At 70.0% G+C, this 24335-nt stretch carries 17 protein-coding genes; 8 read left to right on the forward strand and 9 right to left on the reverse strand.

The annotated features are described in order from the left end of the window. Positions 1 to 46: 46 nt before the first annotated feature. Together WMF22_RS14440 and WMF22_RS14445 are read left to right on the forward strand one after the other, a co-directional pair. Positions 47 to 424: a hypothetical protein gene (locus WMF22_RS14440; protein WP_437299659.1), complete on the forward strand. Its 378-nt coding sequence runs from the start codon at positions 47 to 49 to the stop codon at positions 422 to 424. A 16-nt stretch (positions 425 to 440) separates the two neighbouring features. Further along, entirely contained in the window at positions 441 to 2900 is a 2460-nt protein-coding gene (locus WMF22_RS14445; protein ID WP_438036092.1) for a SpoIIE family protein phosphatase, read from the forward strand. 19 nt (positions 2901 to 2919) lie between these two features. On the opposite strand, the gene WMF22_RS14450 is transcribed toward WMF22_RS14445, so the two are convergent. Genes WMF22_RS14450 through WMF22_RS14470 form a run of 5 tightly spaced genes read right to left on the reverse strand, consistent with a single transcriptional unit; the run spans position 2920 to position 10779 of the window. Further along, positions 2920 to 4284 carry a purine-cytosine permease family protein gene (locus WMF22_RS14450; protein ID WP_438036093.1) on the reverse strand — a complete coding sequence of 455 codons (1365 nt, stop codon included), beginning with the start codon at positions 4282 to 4284 and terminating at the stop codon, positions 2920 to 2922. Next, positions 4281 to 5378 (reverse strand): DUF917 domain-containing protein, encoded by a 1098-nt coding sequence (locus tag WMF22_RS14455; protein ID WP_438036094.1) that lies wholly within the window; start codon positions 5376 to 5378, stop codon positions 4281 to 4283. Before WMF22_RS14455 ends, WMF22_RS14450 begins: the two co-directional genes overlap by 4 nt. A gap of 10 nt (positions 5379 to 5388) precedes the next feature. After that, positions 5389 to 6930, reverse strand: coding sequence for a hydantoinase/oxoprolinase N-terminal domain-containing protein (locus WMF22_RS14460; RefSeq protein ID WP_438036095.1), 1542 nt, complete (start codon positions 6928 to 6930; stop codon positions 5389 to 5391). Between the two features lie 30 nt (positions 6931 to 6960). Further along, the gene (locus tag WMF22_RS14465) at positions 6961 to 8682 is read right to left on the reverse strand and encodes a hydantoinase B/oxoprolinase family protein (protein ID WP_437299664.1); all 1722 of its coding nucleotides are present in this window, start codon (positions 8680 to 8682) and stop codon (positions 6961 to 6963) included. Positions 8683 to 8715: 33 nt separating this feature from the next. Then, positions 8716 to 10779 (reverse strand): hydantoinase/oxoprolinase family protein, encoded by a 2064-nt coding sequence (locus WMF22_RS14470; RefSeq protein ID WP_438036096.1) that lies wholly within the window; start codon positions 10777 to 10779, stop codon positions 8716 to 8718. A 347-nt stretch (positions 10780 to 11126) separates the two neighbouring features. Between WMF22_RS14470 and WMF22_RS14475 the strand changes: the two genes are divergently transcribed. From WMF22_RS14475 to WMF22_RS14495, 5 genes are all read left to right on the forward strand, one after another. Further along, positions 11127 to 12719, forward strand: coding sequence for a YifB family Mg chelatase-like AAA ATPase (locus tag WMF22_RS14475; protein WP_438036097.1), 1593 nt, complete (start codon positions 11127 to 11129; stop codon positions 12717 to 12719). Between the two features lie 170 nt (positions 12720 to 12889). Further along, positions 12890 to 13918 (forward strand): recombinase RecA, encoded by a 1029-nt coding sequence (gene recA, locus WMF22_RS14480; protein WP_437299667.1) that lies wholly within the window; start codon positions 12890 to 12892, stop codon positions 13916 to 13918. Between the two features lie 281 nt (positions 13919 to 14199). Continuing rightward, on the forward strand, positions 14200 to 14676 hold the full coding sequence (locus WMF22_RS14485) for a single-stranded DNA-binding protein (protein WP_437299668.1): 477 nt from the start codon (positions 14200 to 14202) through the stop codon (positions 14674 to 14676). Between the two features lie 153 nt (positions 14677 to 14829). Continuing rightward, the gene (locus WMF22_RS14490) at positions 14830 to 15099 is read left to right on the forward strand and encodes a hypothetical protein (RefSeq protein WP_438036098.1); all 270 of its coding nucleotides are present in this window, start codon (positions 14830 to 14832) and stop codon (positions 15097 to 15099) included. A 172-nt stretch (positions 15100 to 15271) separates the two neighbouring features. Beyond that, the gene (locus tag WMF22_RS14495; RefSeq protein ID WP_438036099.1) at positions 15272 to 16000 is read left to right on the forward strand and encodes a hypothetical protein; all 729 of its coding nucleotides are present in this window, start codon (positions 15272 to 15274) and stop codon (positions 15998 to 16000) included. A gap of 87 nt (positions 16001 to 16087) precedes the next feature. Here WMF22_RS14495 and WMF22_RS14500 read toward each other — a convergent pair whose 3' ends face one another. Together WMF22_RS14500 and WMF22_RS14505 are read right to left on the reverse strand one after the other, a co-directional pair. Beyond that, on the reverse strand, positions 16088 to 16939 hold the full coding sequence (locus tag WMF22_RS14500) for a hypothetical protein (RefSeq protein ID WP_438036100.1): 852 nt from the start codon (positions 16937 to 16939) through the stop codon (positions 16088 to 16090). A gap of 63 nt (positions 16940 to 17002) precedes the next feature. Beyond that, entirely contained in the window at positions 17003 to 17446 is a 444-nt protein-coding gene (locus WMF22_RS14505; RefSeq protein WP_438036101.1) for a ferritin-like domain-containing protein, read from the reverse strand. Between the two features lie 324 nt (positions 17447 to 17770). On the opposite strand from WMF22_RS14505, the gene WMF22_RS14510 reads away from it, so the two are divergent. After that, positions 17771 to 18037 (forward strand): hypothetical protein, encoded by a 267-nt coding sequence (locus WMF22_RS14510; RefSeq protein WP_437299673.1) that lies wholly within the window; start codon positions 17771 to 17773, stop codon positions 18035 to 18037. Positions 18038 to 18278: 241 nt separating this feature from the next. On the opposite strand, the gene WMF22_RS14515 is transcribed toward WMF22_RS14510, so the two are convergent. Together WMF22_RS14515 and mfd are read right to left on the reverse strand one after the other, a co-directional pair. Next, a complete protein-coding gene (locus WMF22_RS14515; protein ID WP_438036102.1) occupies positions 18279 to 20054 on the reverse strand; it encodes a metallophosphoesterase in 1776 nt (591 codons plus the stop codon). 95 nt (positions 20055 to 20149) lie between these two features. Beyond that, positions 20150 to 23965: a transcription-repair coupling factor gene (gene mfd / locus WMF22_RS14520; protein WP_438036103.1), complete on the reverse strand. Its 3816-nt coding sequence runs from the start codon at positions 23963 to 23965 to the stop codon at positions 20150 to 20152. Positions 23966 to 24335 lie beyond the last annotated feature (370 nt).

The following is a 24335-nucleotide window of genomic DNA, read 5'->3' on the forward strand; positions in this document are numbered from 1 at the left end:
ACCGAGCCGACGGTCGTCGCGCGCTCGGTCGAGAGATGGAGAAGAGATGAGCTGCTTGAGCGTGGATCCTGTCGTCACCGACAGCTTCGGGATCGAGCCAGCCTTGAGGGACGACACCCTCAGCGTCAAGCTCACCGGCACGGGGGACATGGCGGCATCTCCGCCGCTCAGCAGGTACGTCAAGGCGCTGGAGGGCGAGGTGATGCGCCTCTCGGTGAGCACCGTCGAGTTCGACGTGCGCGACCTGCGCTTCATGAGCTCGAGCTGCCTCAAGGCGTTCGTCGGCTTCATCTGCGGCCTGATGGGCCATGGCCTCAAATGCAGGATACGGTTCGTCACGGACGCGCGGCGCACATGGCAGCGTCGGAGCCTGAAGCCCCTGGATCGCATATGCCCGGAGCTGGTCTCGATCGCGGATGCATGATCGAGAGCCCGAGGCCATGACGAGGAAGCGTCGGACGCTCGCGTTTCTGATCGACAATGTCGTTGGCGACTACCAGTCCGAGCTGCGCGCCGGGATCGAGCGCGGCGCCGCGGCGCACGACGTCAACCTGCTGACGGCGTTCAGCGACCCGGCCATGGCTCGCCGGCCGGAGGTGGCCGACCGGGGAACCTTCTATCACCTCATCGGCCCTGAGACCGCCGACGGCGTCATCGTCGCCTCGTCGACGCTCTCCCCTTACGGCGGCATGGAGGTCATGCGATCGTTCTGCCGGTCCTTCGCGCCGCTGCCGGTGTGCAGCATCGGGACCGCGATCGACGGTGTGCCGAGCCTGATGGTCGACAACGCCCTCGGGAGCGAGATATCGGTCGGGCACATGGCGGACGAGCACGGGTGCCGGCGCATCGCGTACATCGGCGGCCCGAGCAGCAGCGAGGAGGCCGCGCTGCGCGCCGGCGGGTACCGGAGGGCGCTTGCGGCGCGGGCGCTCCCTTGCGACGAGCGCCTCCTCGTGTTCGGTGGGTTCACGATCCCGACGGGGCGCGCGGCGATGCGCGAGCTCCTGGCGCGCGGGGTGGCGTTCGACGCCGTGGTGGCGGCCAACGACAGGATGGCGCTCGGGGCGATCGAGGTGCTCAAGGCCGAGGGACGCCGCATCCCGGAAGACGTCCTCGTTTGCGGGTTCGATGACGTCGGCATCGCTCGCTTCACGAAGCCGTCGTTGACGACGGTGCGCCAGCCGATCGAGCGGCTCGGGGGGATGGCCGTGAGCACGGTCCTCCGCATGATCGACGGTGAGGCTGTCGAGGCGCTGCAGCTCGCGCGTGTGGAGCTCACGCAGCGCGAGTCCTGCGGCTGCGGGTACCGCGCGGGCGACACGTTCCTTCAGCCGGTCCCCTCGGTGCGCGGCTTTCCGCGCCCCATCGCGGATCAGCGGGCGTCGTTGGAGCGCGCGCTCGCCAGCAGCGTGGCGATCCCGAGGGGCGCCCTCGACGGCTGGGCGGGCGACCTGCTCGCCGCGATGGAGGCGGAGCTCGCGGGCGACGAGGGGCGCTTCCTGCGCGCGCTCCAGGCGCTCCTCGACGGGGCGAGGCGCGAGGGCGTGCTCCTCGAGGAGTTCCAGGCGGTGATATCGCTCTTGCGATCGCGGGTACAGGGGTCGCCCGTGGGCGGCGACGCAGCGCTGGAGCAGCTCTGGCACGCTGCGCGCATCCTGATCGGGAGCGAGTGCGTGCACGTCGAGGGGGAGCAGCGGCTGAACGTCGAGCTCGCCGCGATCGATGTCACCTACGGCGCGCGGGGCTTCTCCGCGTGCTTGAGCCTGCCCGTGCTCAAGGGGCTATTGGCGTCGGAGCTGCCGAGGATGCGGTTCTCGGACGTCGCCGTGTCGCTGTACGACGACGCTCAGCACGCCACGATGAAGCCGCTGTTCGTGATGGAGGACGGCCACGAGGTGGAGGTGCCGGCCGTGAGCTTCCCGGCGCACCTCCTCGCGCCCCCGGGCTTCCTGGACGCCGACGAGCGCATCAGCAGGATCGTGCTTCCGGTCGCGTTCGGCGACGAGGAGAGGTTCGGCGTCGCGGTGCTCGACCACCGCGCCAGCGGGATGATGTACGAGGTGCTGCGCCTCCAGCTCGGCTCCGCGGTCAAGGCCGCGGCGCTGCACCGGCAGGTCGTCCGGGAGGTGGAGCTGCGCGAGCGGCTGGAGCAGGAGCGGGTCCGTCAGGAGAGCCAGGTCGCGGCGCGCATCCAGACCACGCTGGTGCCGAAGCAGCTCTCTATCGAGGGGCTCGACCTCTGCGCGGTCATGAAGCCGGCGGCCGAGGTCGGCGGTGATTACTACGATGTGATCCCGGCGAACGGGGGCGGGTGGCTGGGGATCGGCGACGTCGCGGGGCACGGGCTCGCGGCGGGTCTCATCATGCTGATGATCCAGAGCATGGTATCGGCGCTCACGTGCAACGACCCGGCCGCGAGCCCGGCGAAGGTCATCACGGCGCTCAACAAGGCGATCTACAAGAACGTCCGCGATCGTCTGGAGCGCGACGAGCACGCGACGCTCCTCTTGCTCCGGTACGAGCGCAACGGGCGCGTGACGTTCGCGGGCGCGCACGACGACCTGGTCGTGTGCTCGGCGCGGACGCGGCGCTGCGGGTGCATTCCGAGCTCAGGCGTCTGGATCGGCGCGCTGCCCGAGATCGGCGCGCTGACGCGGGATGCCGAGCTCTACCTTGGCGATGGGGATGTGCTCGTGCTCTACAGCGATGGCGTGACCGAGGCGCGGAACGCCCATCACGAGCAGTTCGGTCTGGAGCGGCTCTGCGCCGTCATCGAGGCCGTCCAGACGGAGCCTGTCGGCGTGATCCGCGACCGGATCCTCGAGGAGGTCGAGGGGTGGTGCCCGAGCCCGGACGACGACATCACGATCGTCGTGGCGAGGTATCGCGCGCCCGAGTAGCTGCGGCGGGCGGCGCTCTTCATGAAGCCGCTTTCCCCCGATTCAGCGTGACGTGGGCGAGCAAGCCGCCCAGGAGCGCGTTGATGGCCGGGATGCCGGCGTCGATGAGATATCCCGCCGCCACGCCGCCTGCCCAGGCGAGGAGCGGTCGAAGACTCGGGGGTTCCACCTGCGCGGGAAGCGAGCCGGCGGACCGGGTGCGCTCGAGCACCGCGCGATGTCGGCGCACGACGTAGTATTCGGCGATCATGATGCCGGCGATAGGCGGGAAAGCGATCCCGAGCAGCGTGAGAAATCCGATGAGGTGCTCCAGGATCCCGGCGATCGAGAGCGCCGTCCCCGCCGTACCCACCGCGAGCGTCATCGCGCTCCGCGGGACGTGTCGGTTCGTCGTCTGATGGACCGTGTTCACCAGGGCGAGGGAGGCCGAGTACAGATTCCAGTCGTTGATCTTCAACGTGGCCGTTACGAGGATCGCCGCGCCAGCGACCCCGACCTCCGTCGTCACGATGTGGACGACATCCGCGCTCTGGACGGCGTGCGCCAGGAGCACGCCGGTGAGGCCGATCGTGTACTCGCCGAGAGTCACGCCGACGAGCGTTTGCTTTACCACGTCGGCCGCCGAACGGTTGTAGCGGGTCATGTCCGGGGTGAGGACCGCGCCCACGATGAACCCGCCGGCCACCAGCGTCGCGCCGGCTGCGATGCTCATGGGCTCTCCTGGTGGAGGCATCGATAGGAGGTCGGCCAGCTCGTGCCGGGCGAGGGCGCTCCGGATGGCCCAGGCGCTGAGGGCGAGGAAGAGCGGAACCGTGATGTACGAGGTCCAGGCCATCGAGCTGAACCCGTAGATCACGATCAACGTGACGGCCGCCCCGGTGAGGACGCAATAGACCCACAGCGGCACCTGCGTGCCGGCGAGCGCCGCGAGGCCCTTGGCGAAGATGGCGTTCTGGACACCGAACCACCCGACCAGGCTCACCGCCGTGCACAGGCCGAACAGAGACGAGCCGTGGCGTCCCAGGCCGGTCCACTGGGCGAGGACATACGTGGACAGGCCCTCTCGCTGGCCGGCGATTCCGGTGAGCACCGCGACGACCTCCAGGAGGACGACACCCAGCGTTATCGCCCAGAAGGCGCCCCAGAAGGTCATGTGGAAGCCGAGCGTGGCGCCGAGGAGGAGCTGCGACAGCGCGGAGAGCTCGCCGAACCGCTGGACGGCGACGCTCCACCACGGGTAGCGCGCGGCCTCGGGCACCCGGGCAAGGGGGAAGTCGTCGCGCCCGATCGCGGCCCAGCGCCGCGCCCGGGCCGTGGCCGCGCGGCCGTGGTGCTGGCCCGCGCGCGGCGTCTCGCGTGTCTCGGGTCCATCGCGCGCGCTCACGGCTCGCTCTCCTCGAGGGGGACGAAATCGAGATCGATGCCGAAGGCGCGGGGCCCGAAGACCTCCAGCGCCTCGGGTGTGCGCAGGAGCGGCGGCGCCGCCACGCCGATGACCTTCACCTGCTGCCCGTAGCGCAGCGCCTCCGTGGTGATCGGCTCCGCGGTCTCGCGATCCAGGATGCACACGAGATCAGGCACGCTGCACAGGACGCGCGTCCCGACGCGGGCGACCAGATTCTCGTTCTGGATCAGCACCTCCAGCGTCTCCCCGGAGCCCTCGGTGTCCTGGAGTTGCACCCAGCCCCTGGCGAAGCCCTCCGTAGTGCGGCGGTAGACCTCGATCACCTTGCCAGTCCAGAGGACGCGGCCGTGACGGTAGGGCGTCTCTCGGAGGGCACCGACGAGGCGATCGAACGGATCTCTGTGCTGCTCGTTCGCCTCCCGGATCGCCTTCCCGAGCGCCAGGCAGACGCCCAGGGTGCCGCCGATGGCCGCTCGCCGCACCGTCGGCCCATCCATGGGGTACTCGGCGGTGTGCGCGCAGCCTCCCATGCGGATCGTGATGCCGCGGGAGATCCACTCCATCTTGAAGTTGTCGCAGGCCGTGAGGATCACCGTGTCGCCGTGCTCGTCCGTGATGGCCATCGGCGTTCCGGGGACGCCGTGGACATGAAATGTCACCTGGTACATGTTGGGAAAGGCGCGGCCCATTCCGTCGGCGTCCACGACCGGCAGCCCGAGCTGCGCTCCCACGATGAGCGGCACGGTCGAGTTCATCCCGCCCGCCTCGGCGGGCATGGTGCATGTCGCCCGGACGCCGAGGAATGCCTCCAGGCGGCGCAGCGAGAGCGCGTTCTCGTCGCCGCGCGGTATCTTCTCGATGAGGCAGGTCGGAGCGCCCATCATCGCCGTAGGGATCACGTAATCTCCGTCTCCCACCTCCGCGAGGTGGACGATCTCCACGCGGCGCCCTCCCTCCATCACGCGCTCGAGCATCAGCCGGCCGATATAGGTATCTCCGCCGCCGCCCGTGCCCAGGAAGGCGGCGCCGAGGGACAGGTCGGGCAGGTCCTTGCGCTCCAGCACGAATCCCATCCCAGCCTCCTCACCCGTTCCGCAGATCGCCGATCGCCTTGACCCGGATCCGGGTCGCGTTGGACGGCAGGTAGGCGAGCGGCACCTCCTCGATGTCGAGGAGGTGGATGCTGGCCGGGTCAGCGCCTGCGGCCGAGGCCTTCGCGATCGCCTCCGCCTGCGCCTCTGCCAGCGCGTCGTCCCGGGATCGGCTCTCCAGGTTGACGACCCGGTCCACCTCGCCGGACACGTGCGCGATGGCGGCGCCGACCGCGTTGGCGACCTCGGCGTGCCGAGGCCTGACGATCTCGGAGGTCCCCTGGAGCGGCCTGCAAATCAGCGAGGAGCCCCCGCCTACCAGGACGACCGGAACGTCCGCCGCCGCGGGCTTGCCCCGATCGATGGCGGCCTCGACCATCTCGTGGATCCGCAGCGCCGCGCGCGCGACGAGCTCGTCTGCCAGGTGCGCGACTTTCGCGCGGTCGCCAATGACAGCGCACCCTGCGGCCACGGCGATGTCCGTGGCGGTCAGCGTGTCGCCCCCGAACACCAGCGCTCGCTGCGTCAGCTCGTGGCCGGTGCTTCGCGGCCCGATCCGGAGAGGTCCGTCGAGCACATGGCTTCCGCCGCCGAGCCCGATGGACAGGACGTCGGGCATGCGGAAGTTGCAGCGCACGCCAGCCACCCGCAGCGTCATCGACGCTTCGCGCGGCAGCCCGCGGCGCAGCGCGCCCACGTCGGTGGTGGTGCCGCCGATATCGACCACCATCGCGTCCGCGAGGCCCGTGAGGAAAGCGGCGCCGCGCATCGAGTTCGTGGGGCCCGAGCACAAGGTGAAGGCCGGATAGCGCTCCGCCCGGTCGGAGCTCATCAGGGTGCCATCGTTCTGGGTGAGATAGAGCGGCGCCAAGACGCCGGCCTGCGCCAAGGCATCGTGGAACGCTCGGATCGTCGTCGTCGAAACGTCCTTGAGGCAGGCGTTCAAAATGGCGGCGTTCTCCCGCTCGAGGAGCCCCATCCGGCCGATCTCGTGCGACAGGCTGAGGGAGGCGTCCGGCAGCACCTCCCGCAGGATCGCCGCGGCCTCGAGCTCGGCCTCGGGGTTGACGGGTGAAAAGACGCTGGCGATCGCGACGGAGCGGAGGCCTCTCCGGCCGATCTCCCGGGCGATGCGGCGCAGCTCGCCGGCCTCGACGGGCGACAGCCGGCGACCGTCGAACTCGTGACCTCCATGGGCCAGAAACCCGTGGTCGCCAAGCGCCCTGCGCAGATCGCAAGGCCAGTCCACCATCGGCGGCAGCGCCGCGGTCGCCGGCAGTCCGAGCCGCACCGCCGCGACCTCCTGCAGCCGGCGGCGCTCCACGAGCGCATTCGTGAAATGGGTGGTGCCGAGCATGACGCCGCGGATCTGGCCGACCGGCACCCGCGCTCGTTCCAAGAGGCGGCTCACAGCCTCCAGGACACCGCCGCTCACGTCGGCCGTGGTCGGCACCTTGACCTTCGCCACGACCTCCGCGCCGTCCATCATGACGGCGTCGGTGTTGGTCCCGCCGACGTCGATCCCCATGCGCATGAGCAGTCACCTCCGCCTGAAGCCGCGGGTTCATGCCTTGTCGGAGCGGAGGGGCGAAGGCGCCGGCTCCTCCGCGTCGCGCAGGCCGTAATCGCGCCTGGCCTGCTCCTCGGTGATGTAGCCGCAGCGCAGATCGTCGAGCACGCGCGCGCGGCTCCGCCGCGCGGGATCGCCGTACCCGCCGCCCGTGCCCGTGTGGAGCCGGCACAGCTCACCCCGCTTGAGGAGGTGACGGGCGCACTTGCCCATCGCTCTCCGGCTGCCGTCCTCGTGCACGAACTCCAGGTAGTTGGGCGAGCCCTGGTGGCCGCCGTTCAGCCCCCACGGCGGGAATCGATGCCGACCGAAGGTCGCGGTCACCGTAGCCCACGCCGACGTGATGCGGTAATCGCGCACGAGGCCCCGCCCGCCGCGGCGCTCTCCCGCCCCGCCGTCCACGATATCCAGCGCGTACTGCTCGACGCGGAGCCCATAGCGGGTCTCGCAGATCTCGACGGGGATCATGTAGGTCTCGCCGTCGCCGGCGCAGACGAGGCCGTTCTCGCCGTCCTTGTCCGCGCCCGCCCCCCAGCCGCCCGCCTGTGGCTCGACGAGGAGAAAGGGAGTTCCATCGTCGGGGTGGATGCCATGGATGATCGTACCGCAGACGGAGAGGAAATGTCCGGCGGTCAGGCGACGCGGGGCGAGGTGCGCCAGGGCCTTCCAGACGAGCTCGGTCGCGTACTGCATCGTCTCCCAGTAGGTGGAGACGGGGGCCGGCCTTTCCGCCGTGAAGATCGTCCCCGGAGGGCACACGATCTGGACCGGTCGGAACACGCCTTCATTGGTCGGGAGCAGAGGATCGGTGATCGCCTTCCAGGCCTGGCGTACCGCCGAATGCAGGCCGGTGCGGCCGCAGTTGATCGGCCCCGGCACCTGCGCGCTCGTCCCTGTGAAATCGCAGAGGAAGCTGTCGTCGATCGTCACCTTCACCCGCACCTCGAACGGGCCGTTCCCGATGCCGTCGTCGTCGATGAAGTCGGTCGCGTCGTACGTCCCGCGGGGGAGCCTCGCCAGCTCCAGGCGAGCCCTGCGCTCTCCCTCGCCGAGGAGCTCCTGCATGGCGCGGAGGACGGTGCCCTTGCCGAACTTGCGGAGGATGCGGTGCAGCGCCCGCTCGCCCACGCGCAGCGCGCCCACGCAGGCGTACAGGTCGCCGAGCGTCGCGTCGGGCGTGCGCACGTTGGCCCGGATGAGCTCGAGGAGCCCCTCGTCGGGCTTGCCGGCCTCGAAGAGCTTGATGCCCGGGAACTGGAGCCCTTCCTGGAACACGTCGGTCGCGTCCGTGGTCCATGAGCCCGGGTCCTTGCCGCCCACCTCGGTCCAGTGCGCCTTGTCCACGGCGAAGGCGACGAGCTCGCCCTCATGGAAGATCGGCATGATCAGCGCGACATCGGACAGGTGCGTGCCGCCGCCCGCGTAGGGATCGTTCAGGATGACGATATCGCCGTTCGCCAGGCGCTCTCTGCCGAGCTTGTTGAGGACGTGGGCCACGGCGAAGCTCAGCGCGCCGATGAAGTCGGCGACCCCGTTGCCCTGGGTGAGGAGGTCTCCGCGCGCGTCCGTGAGCCCGGCGGCGTAGTCGAGGACCTCGTAGATGATGGGGCTCATGGCGGTCCGCTGCAGCGCGTGGAACATCTCGTCACCAGCGGCGATGAGCTCGTTCTTGATGATCTCGAGCGTGAAGGGATCGATCCTCGTCGTCGTGCTCATGACAGCTCCGTCGGTTCAGGGGTCGGCCGCGCCTCACCCGGCGGCGGGGGCGTCGATGTCGATGAGGAGGCTGCCCTGCTCGTGGACCGTGAGGCGATCTCCCGGAAACAGGACCGTCGACGCGGCCGGCTCCTCGACGACGGCCGGTCCATCGACGTGCATGCCGGGCCTCAGGCGAGCACGCTCGTAAAGGGGGCTCTGCAGGATACCGAGCTCGTCGAAGTCGACGGCGCGGGCGCCTTTGCGCGCGGGCGCGGGATCCGGCGGCGAGCGCTCGAGCCGCGCCGCGCGCGGCCTGTCCACGGCGCCGAGGGCTGCGACGTGGAGGCTCACGATCTCCACCGCCGCGTCCAGGCGGAACGTGTAGTGCTGCTCGTGGAGCGCGTGGAAGCGCTCGATGGTTTCTTCCAGGGCGGTGCTATCCAGCGCGCCGGCGGGGAGGGGGACCTTGACCGTATGCTCCTGGCCTGCATAACGCAGCTCGGCGAAGCGGCGCGTGGAGACGCGGGCCGGGTCGATCCCTCCCCGGCAGACGCGGGCGCTGCTCTCGTGCTCGAGCTCCTGGAGGAGCGCGGCGAGCGCGGTCGTCTGCGACGGCTGGGCGCGCACCATCGCGGTTCGGACGATGTCGGCCCGCATATCGGCCATGAGCATGCCCCAGGCCGAGAAATGCGCCGGCGCGACAGGGATGACGACCCGCCGGATCCGGAGGCCGCGCGCCAGGGCCGAGGCGTGCATGGAGCCGCCGCCTCCGAAAGCGATAAGCGCGAACTCCCGCGGATCGTGCCCGCGGCGGAGGGTCATGCGCCTGAGCAAGCCCTCCGTGATCGCGTTCGCGAGGCGGAGGATCCCCCGGGCGGCCTCGGGCTCAGTGACGCCGCACTGCGCGGCGATGCGGCGGATCGCCCTGCGGGCGGCCTGCACGTCGAGCGGGATCCGACCGCCGAGGAAGTACGCGGGGTTGATGCGGCCGCAAAGGAGGTTCGCGTCGGTGGTGGTCGGCTCCTCTCCTCCTCGACCGTAGCAGGCCGGCCCCGGCACGGCGCCTGCCGACCGCGGGCCGACCTCTAGCCGTCCGGCGTCGTCGATGCGGGCGATGGAGCCGCCGCCGGCGCCGATCTCCGCGATGTCGACCACCGGGATCATGAGGGGGTATCCGGGGGACGTCGGGGTCCACTCCACCTTGTACTCGGTGGTGACGCGCGCCTCTCCGCCCTGGAGGACAGCGCATTTGGCGGTCGTGCCCCCGATGTCGAGGGAGATGATGTCGTGCTCTCCGAGGAGCTGCCCGAGGGCGATGGCGCCGAGCACGCTGCCCGCAGGCCCGGACTCGACGAGGCGGATGGGCGCGGCGCGCGCGTCGGGAAACGTGGTGATGCCGCCGCTCGACTGCATGACATGGAGCGATGTGCCCGCCGCGCCGAGCCCGGTCAGGCTGCTCTCCAGGCCGCTCAGGTACGCGGCGGCGAGCGGCTGGACATAGGCGTTCAGCACTGCGGTGCTCGTGCGTTCGTACTCGCGCCACTCCCGCGTGATCTCGGACGACGCGCTCACCGGCGTGGAGGGGGCCTCCGTCCGTGCGATCTCGGCGGCGCGGCGCTCGTGGGCCGGGTTCCGGTAGGCGTGCAGGAAGCAGATGGCGATCGCGCGGGCGCCCCGGTCGAGGAGCGCGCGGACGCCGCGCCGGACGCCGTCCTCGTCCAGGGGCGTGAGCGCCTCGCCCTTGTGGTCCATCCGCTCCGTGACCTCAAGGCGGAGATGTCGGGGGACGAAGGGCTCGGGCTTGCGGAAGGAGAAGTTGTAGATGTCCGGCCGGTTGGCCCGGCCGATCTCCAGCACGTCGCGAAAGCCCCGCGTCGTGAGCAGCCCAGTGCGCGCGCCTTTGCGCTCGGTGAGGGCGTTGATGATCAAGGTGGTGCCGTGGATGAAAGCCCGTATCCGGGCGGCCTCGATCCGTGCTGGATCGAGGGTCTCCAGGACGCCGCGCGTGAGATCGTCCGGTGTGGTGGGGCCCTTGGCCAGCGAGAGCTCCCCTGTGTCCTCATCGAAGGCGACGAGGTCGGTGAACGTCCCGCCGATGTCGCTGGCAACACGCATGAGCACGTCTTCCTGGACGGGTCGAGCCACCCGTGCCGCTGGGCCGGGCGGTCAAGGCCGCTGGGCCGGGAGGCCAGGGCCGCTGCGCCTCGTCGGATCTCCTCCGCCGGGGCGCCATGGCAGCGCATCCGTTCCGGCTCGGATCCATCCCTGTGCTCCTGGCGCGCCCATGTCAATGATGGATCTCGCGCGCGCCTGCCAGGCGCGACGGCGGGAGTTCCGGGCACGCGTGCCGAGCCTCTGGCGGCCGCCACCTCCTCCGCCGCGTCCGCCACCCCTCCCGCCACGAATTCCCCTGCGTTCGCCGCCCTCTCCGCCTGGCACGCCTTTCGCGAAAAGGCTCCGGCATGCAGGCCACGGCGCTCACGTTCTCTCTGCTCGGGCTCGACGCGCACCCCATCCGGGTGGAGGTCGACTCGGGCCGCGGTCCGTCGTTCTTCCAGATGGTGGGCCTCGCCGAGGCGAGCGTCCGCGAGAGCCGCGTGCGCGTCCGCGCCGCGCTCCAGCAGCTGGGCATCGAGCTCGACGAATACGTGATCACCGTGAACCTCGCCCCGGCAGACCTCAAGAAGAGCGGCGGCGCGTACGACCTCGCCATCGCGATCGCCGCGCTCGCGGCCCTCGGCAAGGTGCCCGCCGAGGGGCTCGACCGGATTGGCCTGCTCGGCGAGCTCTCGTTGAGCGGCGCGGTGCGCCCCGTACGCGGCGTCCTGCCCGCGCTGCGCGGCGCGGCGGCGCGGGGCGTCACGCGCGCGATCGTGCCCCAGGGCAACGCGCGCGAAGCGGCGAGCGTGGCAGGTATCGACGTCCTCATCGCGGAGCACCTCGGCCAGGTCGTCGCGCACCTCCGCGGCAACAAGCCCCTTCCGGGCGCGGGGACCATGGCCGCGATCGACGCAGAGCCGAGCGCTTCAGCGGTGGATCTCGCTGAGGTCCGTGGCCAGCACGGGGCGCGCCGCGCCCTCGAGATTGCCGCTTCCGGGGGACACAACCTGATCATGGTTGGCCCGCCAGGCAGCGGAAAGACCATGATCGCTCGGCGCCTGCCAACGGTCTTGCCGCCGATGTCCTACGACGAGGCGCTCGATATCACCGCGATCCACTCCGTCGCCGGGCTGCTCTCCCCGGACAGGGGCCTCGTCGCGATTCGCCCGTTCCGCGCCCCGCACCACACCGTCAGCGCAGCTGGCCTCGTCGGCGGCGGGGATCCCATCCGCCCCGGCGAGGTCTCCCTGGCCCACCATGGATGCCTGTTCCTCGACGAGCTGCTCGAGTTCCGCCGCGGCGTCCTCGAGGCGCTCCGCGAGCCGCTCGAAGAGGGCACGGTCGCCCTTTGCCGCGCCCGCGCCCGCGTCGTGTTCCCGGCGCGTCCGATCCTGGTGGCCGCCATCAACCCCTGTCCGTGCGGCTTCCATGGCGACCGCGGCAATCGCTGCGCCTGCTCCCTCGATCGCGTCCGCGCCTACCGCGCGCGGCTGAGCGGGCCGCTGCTCGATCGCATCGATCTTCACATCTCCTTGCCGCCCGTCGACGTCGCTCACCTGTGCGCGCCGCTCGCCGACGGCCGATCGCCGCTCGACGCGCCCGAGAGCTCCGCGGCGGTGCGGGCGCGCGTTGTCGAGGCCCGGGCCGCGCAGCGCGCGCGCTTCGAGGCGGGGGAGGTCGCGGCGACGCACAACGCCGAGCTCGGCCCGCGCGATCTCGCGCGCGTCGCCATGCCGGACGTGACCGGCGCGCGCGTGCTCGCGTCGGCCGTGGAGCGGCTCGGCCTCTCGGCGCGGGCGTACACCAAGGTGCTGCGGGTCGCCCGCACGCTCGCCGACATGGACAGGAGCTCTGTCGTGCGGGCAGCGCACGTGGCCGAGGCGATCGGCGCGCGGCTGTTCGACCGCGAGGCCGCCTGCGGGCCGGCGCCCGCCACCACCGCCGCGGGCGCCTGAGCTCGCCAGAGGGCCAAGGACCACCGCGCCCGCAGCGATGCGGGCGCGATCGCGGCCGCCCCGACGGCCGCGCTGGATCGTCTGTCTGCGCGCTCGGGGGCGCGCACGTTCAGCACGCAGCAGTTGAACCGCAACAAGCAACGAACGCACGTCGAAGAGGAGAGACCGAGATGATGACCGAGATCGCTGAGAAGCTCCGCACCGTGAAGACCGTCGTCGGCACCATCGAGAAGCAGTTCGGGAAGGGGGCGATCATGTCATTGAACGACGAGAACGAGACCCGGGACATCGGCCTGATCCGGACCGGATCCCTGTCGCTCGACGCGGCGCTGGGGATCGGGGGATACCCGCGCGGGCGCATCGTGGAGATCTATGGCCCGGAGTCGTCGGGCAAGACCACGCTCACGTTGCACGCGATGCGGGAGGCGCAGCGCGCGGGCGGCGTCGCCGCGTTCATCGACGCCGAGCACGCGTTCGACGTCACGTACGCGCGCTCGGTCGGCGTCGACATCGACAGGCTGCTCGTCTCGCAGCCGGACAACGGCGAGCAGGCGCTCGAGATCGTCGAGATGCTCGCGCGCTCGAGCGCCGTCGACGTGATCGTCGTCGACTCGGTGGCTGCGCTCACGCCCAAGGCCGAGATCGAGGGGGACATGGGCGATTCGCACATGGGCCTCCAGGCGCGGCTGATGAGCCAGGCGCTGCGGAAGCTCACGGGCATATGCCACCGCACCGACACCACGCTCATCTTCATCAACCAGCTCCGGCAGAAGATCGGCGTCGTCTTCGGCAATCCCGAGGTGACGACCGGCGGCAACGCGCTCAAGTTCTACGCGAGCGTGCGGCTCGACGTGCGCCGGGTGGGGCCGGTGAAGGTGAGCGACGAGGCCATTGGAAGCAGGACGCGCGTCAAGGTGGTCAAGAACAAGATGGCTCCTCCGTTCAGAGAAGCCGAGTTCGACATCCGGTGGGGAGCGGGCATCGACGGCGCGGCGGATCTCATCGACTTCGCCTGCCAGCTCGGGGTCGTGGAGAAGAGCGGCGCGCACCTGTCGTTCGCGGGCGAGCACATCGGGCAGGGGAGGGAGCGCGCCCGCGAGGCGCTGATCGGCAAGCCGACGCTCGCCTCGTCGCTCCGCGCCGCCGTCGACGCGGCGGCGCCGGCGCGGCCCGGGGGCGGCGCGGCGATGGATTCCTGAGCGAGACCGGTGAGAGGGCGAGTCCGGCGAACGGGCGCCGCCGGACCCGCTCCTCGTATTCCACGACGACACGGCGCCTCACGAGGAGCGACGCAGCACGGCAGGCAAGGTGACAAGGAAGTCAACGAGAGAAGACGGCGGAGACGACCGAGACGACGGCAAACGATAGTAAACGCTAGTTGGCGATAGCAAACGACAGCAAACGACAGCAAACGACAGCAAACGACAGCAAACGACAGCAAATGACAGCAAATGACGACAACCAAGCACAGGAGCACATCATGAACGAAGGGCTGAACAAGGTGATTCTCATGGGCAACCTCGGCGCGGATCCGGAGCTGCGCTACACGGGCAACGGCACGCCGGTGCTCCAGCTCCGCATGGCGACGAACGAGTCGTTCGTCGACAAGAACAAGGAGCCCAAGGAGCGCACCGAGTGGCACAACATCGTGTTCTGGGGGCCGCGCGCCGAGGCGCTCGCGAAGGTGCTGACCAAGGGCGACGGCGTGCTGATCGAGGGCGGGCTGCGCACGTCGAGCTACGAGAAGGACGGGATCCGCCGCTACCGCACCGAGGTGATCGCGCGGGACCTCCGCTTCACCGGCCGCCGGGCCCTGGCGCAGCCGCCGCCGGGGCTGGAGGACGACGGCGAGGCGACGCAGCCCGGGACGGGGGTGCCGACCACCGCGCGGCTCGGCAAGAACGGCGCGCGGGGGCGGCCGCCGGAGGTGCCTGCGCTGGATGAGATGCCGTACTGAGGGGCTCCGTCCGGACGGGCGAGCGGGGCGAGGCGGCTTGTATCGAGCCGCCTCGCGGCGTCCCCAGCATGCGCCGTCTCACCCGGTCCGCGACATTCCCCTCCAGCGGTCGCCGTCGCGGCCCCATCGATCCCCCGGCGCTCAGCGCTTGGCGTGTTGCTGGATTCCACTCAGACCAGTTTTCAGGGCGATATGTCACCAGGTAACCCTTCACGGCCGCTGGCGCGCAGCGTCAGCCGCGAGATGCGCGCGATGCGTGCGATGCGTGCGATGCGTGCGATGCGTGCGATGACTGATTCGATGACTTCAGGTCACCATCACGCGGTGGACAGTATCCGGCAGTGCCGTCTGAAGAACTCTCGTGTCCTACATGAACACAGAAAAGTGATTGAATCGATGGATAATGTGCTCGAAGTGTGTTGACGAATGCCGTGCTTTGGAAGTAAACACTGGATGCTAGGCTCGACGCGACCAGGTGCGATTCTCTTGCTGTACACGATCGACCTCCTCAACCGAATCTGCTCGGCCTGCGGAACGGCAACGTGGTAACCGTCAACCGAGGTACTTCATGCTCAGCAATGCGGTTCGCTTTCTGATGGTGTCTGCTGCTGCTTCTTTCGTCGCGCTCGGCGCTGCCCCGGCCGATGCGTGCTCGCTGCTATCCAGCGGAGCGCTCGACTTCATCACCGCCGGTACGCCGTCGGCGGTCGGGGCTGTCTTCCTCACGAACGTTCAGAAAGAGGAGTTCTGGTCCGACCCGGACCCGATCGTGGACGCGGTGAACGACGAGGCCAATCTGTCCTACTACTGGGGTTCGACGAGCCCGAGCTCGGAGAAGTACTATACCGAGTTCACCAAGTCCGGGGCCATCGTCTCGCTGATCTCGAACATCTCGAACGTCGCTGCGGGTGACGTGCTCGTCATCAACAAGATGGTGGCAGGCGGCGTGCAGACCGCATACGGCGGGCACACCGTGATCATCACGGGCCCGGCGGTGCAGCTCACGACGGCCCTCAACCCGAAGTACGAGAACACGATCCAGTGGGCGCTGCCGATCGCCGACTCCACCAGCTCGGTCCACGGATGCAGCACCACCTGGCGTGACAGCCGGTGGACGAGCACGTGCAGCGACTTCGTCGCAGGTCCGGGGACGGGCTACATGCGCATCTATACCGATACCTCGGGAGTCCCCGTGGGCCACACCTGGAGCGTCACCTCGGTTTCAGCTGGCAATTATTACCCGATCACGAGCACGACCGTCCCGGTGCGGCCCTTCGTCATCGGCAGGCTGAACTCCTGCCCGCTGCCCACGCCGACCCCCTGAGCCGGCGCGCCTCCGGCGCAGCGGCGCGATCGCCGGGCGATCCTGAGGGCGCACGCCCTCAGGATCGCCGTCTCCCTCCTCCGGCGTTTACGGCGCGCCGCCCTTCTCGCCCGCCGCGGGCACGCGGCAGAGCTGGGCGATGCCCTTTCCGCTCAGCTTGTCGCGCGTCAGCTCGAACTGCGGCACGTACATGCAGAAGCGGCCGCCCTTCTCGGTCGCGATGCTCGTTCGACGCGAGATCATCTCCTCGAGCTCCGAGCGGCTGATGGCCTTGTCCGTCTTCAGCGTGTCCGAGACCTTGAGATCGACCGCGTTCGGGCAGCTGACGCTGGCGGCGACGGTGAGGTTGGGCTTCACCTTCTCCTGACCTTCGCGATAGTCAGCACCTGGCCCGGTCTGGCCGCCCGCTTGAGCCCTGCCGGCCTGGGCGCCTTCGTGGGCCTGGCTGCCGCCTTGAGCGCCGCCGGCATGGGCCTGGGCCTGGCTGCCGTCGGTCTGGCCCTGCGCACCCGCGCCGCTGCCCCGTCCCAGGTTGCCGCTGCCGGTCTGGCCGCCCGACGGCTGCTGCGACTTGCCCGCCGCGACGGGATCGATCCGACCTTTGACGGAGGCCGTGTAGGTGCAGCCTTCCTCGACCGGGAACGAGATCTGCTCCTGGAGATTCATCGCCTGTTTCTTCTGACTCTGCCCCTGTTGCTGCTGCGTGCGCTGTGCGCCGCTCGCGCTGGGCTTGTCGCCCTGATGCTGTGCGCCGCCCTGCGCCGCTCCCGGCGAGCCCGGTTCGCGTTGCTGCGGCGAGCCCGGTTCGCGTTGCTGCGGCGAGCCCGGTTCGCGTTGCTGCGGCGAGCCCGTGCCGCCCGTCTGTGCCGCCGCGAGCGCCGGCACGACCGCGAGCGCTCCCATGGCGAGCGCGAGCTGGATGGACCGATTCGATTTCATATTACCCCCAACCGTAGAATCTGCTTCCGATCGTACTCACCACCGCCGCGGGCCGACCGCCCACTAGGCGGCTTTTTCCCAGACCTTCCTTGACAGCGCGTCCTTGATCCACGCGAGGTGCCGCTGCTCATCGGTGTAGTTGCGCTCGACGATCGCGCGCGCCTCGGCCGTGAGCGACTCGTCCAGCGCCGCCTGGTATTGCCGGTTCGTGAGCTCCTCGTTGCCGCGCATGGCGAGGAGCGCGCTCTGGTCTCCCATGCTCGTGATCGCCGTGAACCCCTCGATGAGCTTGCCCTTGAGGTCGCGGGTCTGCGCCGCGATGCCGCCGAGCGACGTCACATGCGCGGTCAGATCCACCACGTGACGCGCGTGATCGTCCCTGAAGCTCGCGAGCCTCTCCTTGGTATGAGCGTGCTCGCACGCCTCGATGGCGCGGTCGTAAGCGGCGATCGCGTCGCGATCGAGCTGGATGAGGTCGTTGAGCACCTCGATGACGTCTCTCGCCATGATCGACACTCCTTCCGGGATCCCGCTCCGCTCGGACCCCACCGCCCACCACCTGGGGCATTTGCGTGGGGGCGCAAGCCATGCGCACGTCGTCACCGGAACTTGTGGTCGCCGTTGCCGCGCCCGGCTCGGCCGCCGCTCGAGGCGGCCGATGGCGGCCGTGGCGGGCGGTCCGGCATCCCGAACGGTCCGGCAACCTCGACCTGGCACGGACCGTGATTCACGTCGCGAGACGAGAGACGAGAGACGAGAGACGGGAACCCCCGACAGCTTCCGTGGACCGGCGCCGCCAGCGCCGGCGCCGCGGGGAGATGAGATGTGCCTATGAAACGCTCTCTTGGCCGCTCCTCGATGCGCGCCGCGCTCGCGCTGCTCCTCGCCGCCTCCGCGGCCTGCGCAGAGGGGCTCGCGAACGCGCCCAGCATCAACCGCGAATGGACCCCGGAGGACCGTGGTCAGGACGCCATCGCGAATGGCCCGAGCTCCTGCCCCAGGGAAGGCCCCGATCCGCTCTCGCCCCCCGGCGAGCTGCGCGAGATCTGTCCCAGGGCCGCTCCGCCGAGGCTGCCCAGCGCCGCCGCGTCGCCCTGAGCGCAGCCGGCTCGCGCCAGAAAACCTCGCTGCGCCCGCTGACCTCACGTTCGCGCGCGCAGGAGCGCGCGGCGAGCTCGGCGCGCAAGGATCCTTCTGCGGTCGACCGCTTCCACGATTCGACCGCCCGGATGTGGTTGTGCCTGCCAGCGCGAAGGCAGAATGTCCCGGCTGAGGCGAACTGCCTCATGGAGGAACTGCCTCATGGAGAAGGAACGATCGCCAGGGCTCCGGTCTGCCTCTACGGCTCGGGCGCGCCAGCTCCCGCCGTGGCGCCCGCTGCGGGGGGGCGACTCCGCCGCTCGCCCGAGGGGCACTCGCGGTGCCCGGCGCCCGCCGCGTCGACCGTGAGTTGGCCGGTCCGGCGTGGCTGCCGCGCGGTCGGGATGGTGATGGGCTCCTCGATGAGCTCCGGCGCCAGGGCGCCGCGGGCGGGGATGAAGCGCGGCTCGCCGGGCTTGCGATCGTCGGCCACCTTCCACGCGCGCGGCACCTTCCTCAGCCCGACGGGATAGAGGGTGAGGCCGTCGCGGTGGACGTGAATCCGCAAGAAGTTCTTGTAGTCCTGGATCCGGAGCGCCGAGAACGCTTCGTTGCCGTGCCGCCGCGCGACGTTGAGCGAGATCAGGAGATAGACGCCCATGATCGTCGACCCGACAGCGGCGCCGGTGGCGCCGACGAAGAGCGTCACGCCGAGGAGGCTCCACATGGACATGGACGGGAGGTCCCGGACGTCGACGCCGAGCAGCGCGCCGCCGAGGTGCGCGAGCCCGAGCGCCGCCCCGAGGTGCGCGAGCGCGTGGAGCGAGCCCGCGAACCGGCGATACCAGGTCTTGTAGGTGTCCGTGAAGACGATGAACACGAGCACGACGACGAGGACCCACCCCACGGCCCCCGGCCCGGGACGGGGCAGCGTCAGGGAGGAGAGCATGTAGACGAAGGCGGCGGCAGGCCAGAAGCCGAGGTTGTGCCGGGCGAACGAGAGGTTGCGCCAGGCGAGCCGGCGCGACTCCGACTCTGACGGGAACGAGGCGCGCAACGTATAAGGGCGCTGGTCGGCGCCTGCGCCGGAGCGGACCACGGTGACCGGCTCGCCGTGGGTCGGGTGGAGGAACGCGCCGCCGCCGCCGGCGATGACGTTCTGCCGGCCGTCCGCGGACTCGTGGCGGCGATAGTGGTGCAGATCCCCGGCGATGCGCGCGACGATCTCGACCCCGGGCCGCGCGTCGGCGAGCTGCTTCTCGAAGAAGGCGAGGTTGCTCTGGAGCTCTGGGTTGTAGATGGCGCCCTTCACCCAGTCGGGCTCGGCGGTGCAGAGGATCACGCGATCGCCGTCGCGCATGTCGTGCGTCGCCAGCTTGCAGAAATACTCGATCTGCGGCTGGTCGATGTCGGACTCGAGCTGGATGTCGACGCCGAGCAGCCAGAAGCCGTGGGGCAGCTTCAGCGCGAAGTAGCTCCGCGACTGGAACGTCTTCCAGGCGCCGAGCGTGCGTTTCTGGCCGAAGAGGCGCATGAAGCTCATCAGCCCGTCGTACCAGTCGTGGTTGCCGGGGATGGCGAACAGGTGCGGCGGATCCGTCACATCGGCCTTCGGGAGCGCGGCCGCGTAGGGCTCGACGAGCCGCGTCCAGTACGCCTGACGCGTGGCCGAGGGGTAGACCTGGTCGCCGCCCATGATGAGCACCTCTCCGCGCCTCGTCTCCCGGCCGCCCAGCGAGAGGCCCGGCCGCGCGAGGAGGCTCGCGATCGCGTAGGTGGGGTTGAAGCCATCGCCTGTGTCCGCCACGTAGTCGATCCAGAGCTCGTCGCGCATGACGCCGTTTCGGACGGCATAGTCGAAGGGCGGCTGCGGCCCCGCGATCGCCTCGAGGAGGCGGAAATCGCCGCGCGCGCCCATCAGGCGGGAGACGGTCATGTCGAGCGCGGAGCGGGCCAGCTGGAAGGGGCTGTACCAGCATGTCATGACGCTCTGCTGGAGCGCCGCGAGCCGCTCGCGATCCGGGCGATCGATCATCCGTCCCTCCGCTCAAGGGAGGCTATCACCGCCGGAGCGGCGCGTCGCCTCGGCCGCGCGCTCCAGCGGGCGCGACGATGGCGTGGGCACTCACGCTAGGCGAGATCACTGCCCTCCTTGAGACAGCCGGCGAGCTCGCTGAGGAGCTTGTCGGTCGCCTCCAGACCGCTCGTGAAGGCTTCGCCCTCCTTGGCTCGGCGGGTGAGGCGCATGTCGGGCGAGAGCCGGTAGGGTGAGGCCTTCGGCTGGACCAGCTTGAGCACCTTGGCATGATCGAGCGGGGTGTCCTCGCGCAAGTGCAGCGTCACGCCCTTGGCGCTCGCCTCGCATGCGAGCGCCTTCAGCCGGCGCAGCTCGGTCTTGAGCCGCATGAGGTGCACGAACCGGCGCGCCTCGAGCGGAGGCGCGCCGAAGCGATCCTCCATCTCGACCGCGAGGTCCTGCACGTCCTCGGTCGAGGCGGCACCGGCGAGCCGCTTGTAGAGGGAGAGGCGTACGCCTACATCGGAAATGTACTCTTCTGGCAGAAGTGCGTCGGCGTCGAAGGAGAGCTCGGTGTCGACGTCGTGGACCACGGGTTCGCCGCGCAGCTCGTGGACGGCCTCGTCGAGCATCTGGCAGAAGAGCTCGAAGCCAACCTGGGCGACGGTGCCGCTCTGCTCGGCGCCGAGGAGGTCGCCGGAGCCGCGCAGCTCCAGGTCGAGCGAGGCGATCTGGAAGCCGGAGCCGAGCTCGGTGTGGCGCTCGAGGGCCTCGATGCGGGCGCGGGCCTCGTCGGTCATGGCGTTCGGGGGCGGGACGATGAGGTAGCAGTAAGCGCGCTCCTTGGAGCGGCCGACGCGGCCGCGCAGCTGGTAGAGCTGCGAGAGGCCGAACATGTCGGCGCGGTCGATGAGGATCGTGTTGGCGCGGGGGATGTCGAGGCCGCTCTCGATGATGGCGGTGGCGCAGAGGACGTCGTAGCGCCCCTCGACGAAGTCGAGCATCGCCTGCTCGAGGTTCTGCTCGCTCATCTGGCCGTGGGCGACGCAGATGCGGGCGCTCGGGACGAGCTCGGCGAGGCGGGCGGCGCGCTCGTAGAGGCCCTCGACGCGGTTGTAGACGTAGAACACCTGGCCGCCGCGGCCGAGCTCGCGGAGGACGGCCTCGCGGAGGACGGCCTCGTCGTGGCGGGTCACCACGGTGCGGATGGCGCGGCGATCGACCGGGGGGGTCGTGATGATCGACATGTCGCGGAGGCCGGAGACCGCCATCTGGAGGGTGCGGGGGATGGGGGTGGCCGAGAGCGTGAGGACGTCGACGTTGGTCTTGAGCGCCTTGATGCGCTCCTTGTGGGTGACGCCAAAGCGCTGCTCCTCGTCGACGACGAGGAGGCCGAGCCGCTTGAAGTGGACGTCCTTGGAGAGGAGGCGGTGGGTGCCGATCACGACGTCGACGCTGCCGTCGCGGAGGCCGCGGGAGACCTCGTCCTGCTCCTGCTTGGTCTGGAAGCGGGACATGACGCGGACCTCGATGGGATAGGAGGCCATCCGGGATCGGAAGCTGAGGTAGTGCTGCTGCGCGAGCACCGTGGTTGGGCAGAGGACGGCGACCTGCCTGCCGGCGTTTGCGGCGCGGAAGGCGGCGCGGATGGCAACCTCGGTCTTTCCGAACCCGACATCGCCGCAGACGAGGCGGTCCATCGGACGGCCGGACTCGAGGTCGGCCGTAACCTCGGTGATCGCCCGGGCCTGGTCGGGCGTCTCGTCGAAGGGGAAAGTCGCTTCGAAGGCGCGGTAATCGTCGTCCGGCGGTGGAACGGGCTCCGCCGTGGCGGCGCGGCGCTCGGCGTAGAGGCGGAGGAGCTCGTCGGCCATCTTGCGGACGCTCTTCTCGACCCGCGCCTTTGTCTTGGCGAACGTCTGCCCACCGAGCCGGTCGAGCTTGGGGGCGCCTTCGCCGCCGCTGAATTTCTGGATTTGGTTCAGGCGGTAGACTGGGAGGTAGAGCTTGTCGCCGCCGGCGTACTCGACGGCGATGAGATCGACCGTGGTTGAGCCGACCTGCTTGTGGACGAGGCCAAGGTAACGCCCGATACCGTGCTCTACGTGGACAACGTAGTCGCCGACGCCGAGGTTGCGGAGGTCCTCAAGGAAGGCCTGCGACGGCTTCGTGGAGGAGGCGGCGGCGCGCGCGGCGCGGCGGTGAGCGCGGGCACCGAAGATTTCCTCCTCCGTGACCAGCGCGAGCCCCTCGGCAGGAGCGATGACGCCGCGCGCAAGAGAGCCCGTGACGACGAGGGCTGTGTCGCGCGGAGAGGCGGAGCTGCTGCCATCGAAGAACGCGGGGTCGAACGGACCCAGGTTGGCCTTCACCCGCACGTCGCGATGGCGGAGCAGGGCGACGAGGCGCTCAACCTGGGTCTGCGCGCGTGCAGCGATAAGCACTCGTAGGCCTGCTTCTTGCCAGGCGATCACGCGACGAACGAGCGGGTCGAGAGCGCCGTGCTTGCCGCGTGACGCGCGAGCCGTCTTGATGGCGCGCTCGAGGTCCGATTGGTCGCGCGTCGCGAGCGACGGGACGTCCTCAGGGACGACCTCGAAGCGCTCCAGCGAGTTCCGGTTTTCCACAGCACCCTCAACCCCGGTGCGGTGCAGGGCAAGCACGGCACGCGCGTCGAGCCACGAGGCAACGTGCGCCTCGTCCTCGTAGAAGGAGGCCAGCGGGAAGTGCGGCTCACGGTCCTTGTGGCTCCGATCGGCCGCGGCGCGACCGAGCTCGTTTCGCACGGCGGCGGTGACGGAGGACGGGTCCTCAAGGAGGATGAGCGCGTCGTCGGGCAGGTACGACGTGAGGGAGGCGAGGTCGATGAAGGCAGGCAAGTAGCCTTCGGCCCCGAAGAAGGCGCGGCCGCTCGCGACGTCGTCGACCAGCGCGCGCGCCTTGGTCGAGGGGAAGTCGATGACGTCACACGCGGCGCGTACCCGCTGGCGGGCCCGCTCGACATTGGCAGGCGTGAGGATCGCCTCGCGCGCCGGCGGGATCCAGACCTCCTTCACATCGGCGACCGTGCGCTGGTCGTCGGGGTTGAAGGTCTTGATCGATGCGACCATGTCTCCATAAAAGTCGATGCGCACCGGCAGCTCGGCGGAGGGCGCCCAGACATCGAGGAGGGCGCCGCGGACGGCGAAGGTGCCGGGGTCTTCCACGAGGGGGCTGCGGACGTAGCCCGATGCACCGAGGCGGGCCGAGAGCGCATCGCGATCCATCTCCTGCTCGGCGATGACGAGCTCGGCGTGTTCGGTGATCTCGTCCCTGGGTACGACCTTGCGGACGAGCGCGGTGATGGGGCAGACGAGGACCGACCAGGGAAGGTCCATGCCGAGGTGGAAGAGCGTGGCGAGGCGGGTCTGGGCGCCCCGGCGGTCCGGGTTGACATCCGCGTAAGGGCTGGCCTCGTTCGGCAGGTAGAGAAGGACGCGGCCGAACGTGGTCGAGCCGGCGGCCTCGGCGTCATCGGCGTCCCGATCGACGAGCAGGAACGAGGTATCGGCCGCCAGAGCGCGGGCGCTGTCGACGTCGGGGGTGAGGGCGATGATCCGGCGCCCGGCGGCGGCCGCGACGAGGCGACGGATGACGAGGGCGCCGGCCGAGCCGGCCGAGCCTGTGACATGACGGGTGCCAGGCGGCGTCGCGGCGAGCTCTGCGGCGAGCTCACGGGGCGTGACGACCCGGCGGTCTGCCGGGAGGTCGAGCGACGAGAGCGGCTCGAAGTCGGCCGGCGTGGAGGCGGGCGGGCCGCTGGTAGCGGTATCGTTCGAGGCGCTGTCGTCGACGTGGCCTGAGAGCTCGGCGATCGTGGCGCTGAGCGGGGAGCTCGAGGTGGAAGTGAGGGAGCGCTCGGGGGGCATCGGCGCAGCGCGGTCTAGCATAGGCGGCGCGATTCGACCCGCGGTCTCGACCCGACCGTGGTTCGTGCCACGCGGTGGTTCGTGCCACGGGGGGCACAACCCCACCGTGCTGCGGCAGGGGACGCAACCCCACCGTGCTGGGAGCGTATCTCGTGGACGTCGTGGCGGGGGCGCTACGCGACGCGCACGCCAGCTCGGTCCCGGCCCCGAATCACCTCTCGTCACGATGGTGATGTAGACTCTCGACTCCACTCCACGCAGACATTTCGACCGCTCGGACTCTGTGCACGCCGAGCCTGGCAGCTTCGAGCAAACCCGAACTGGCGAGCCAGTACGCCTTCCGGCCAGCCGAATTGTCCGTTGTTGCGCATGAATCGAGCCTTGAAGGAGA

It is taken from the genome of Sorangium sp. So ce204 (genome assembly GCF_051526795.1).
In the GTDB taxonomy this organism is placed as follows: Bacteria; Myxococcota_A; Polyangia; order Polyangiales; family Polyangiaceae; genus Sorangium; species Sorangium cellulosum_B.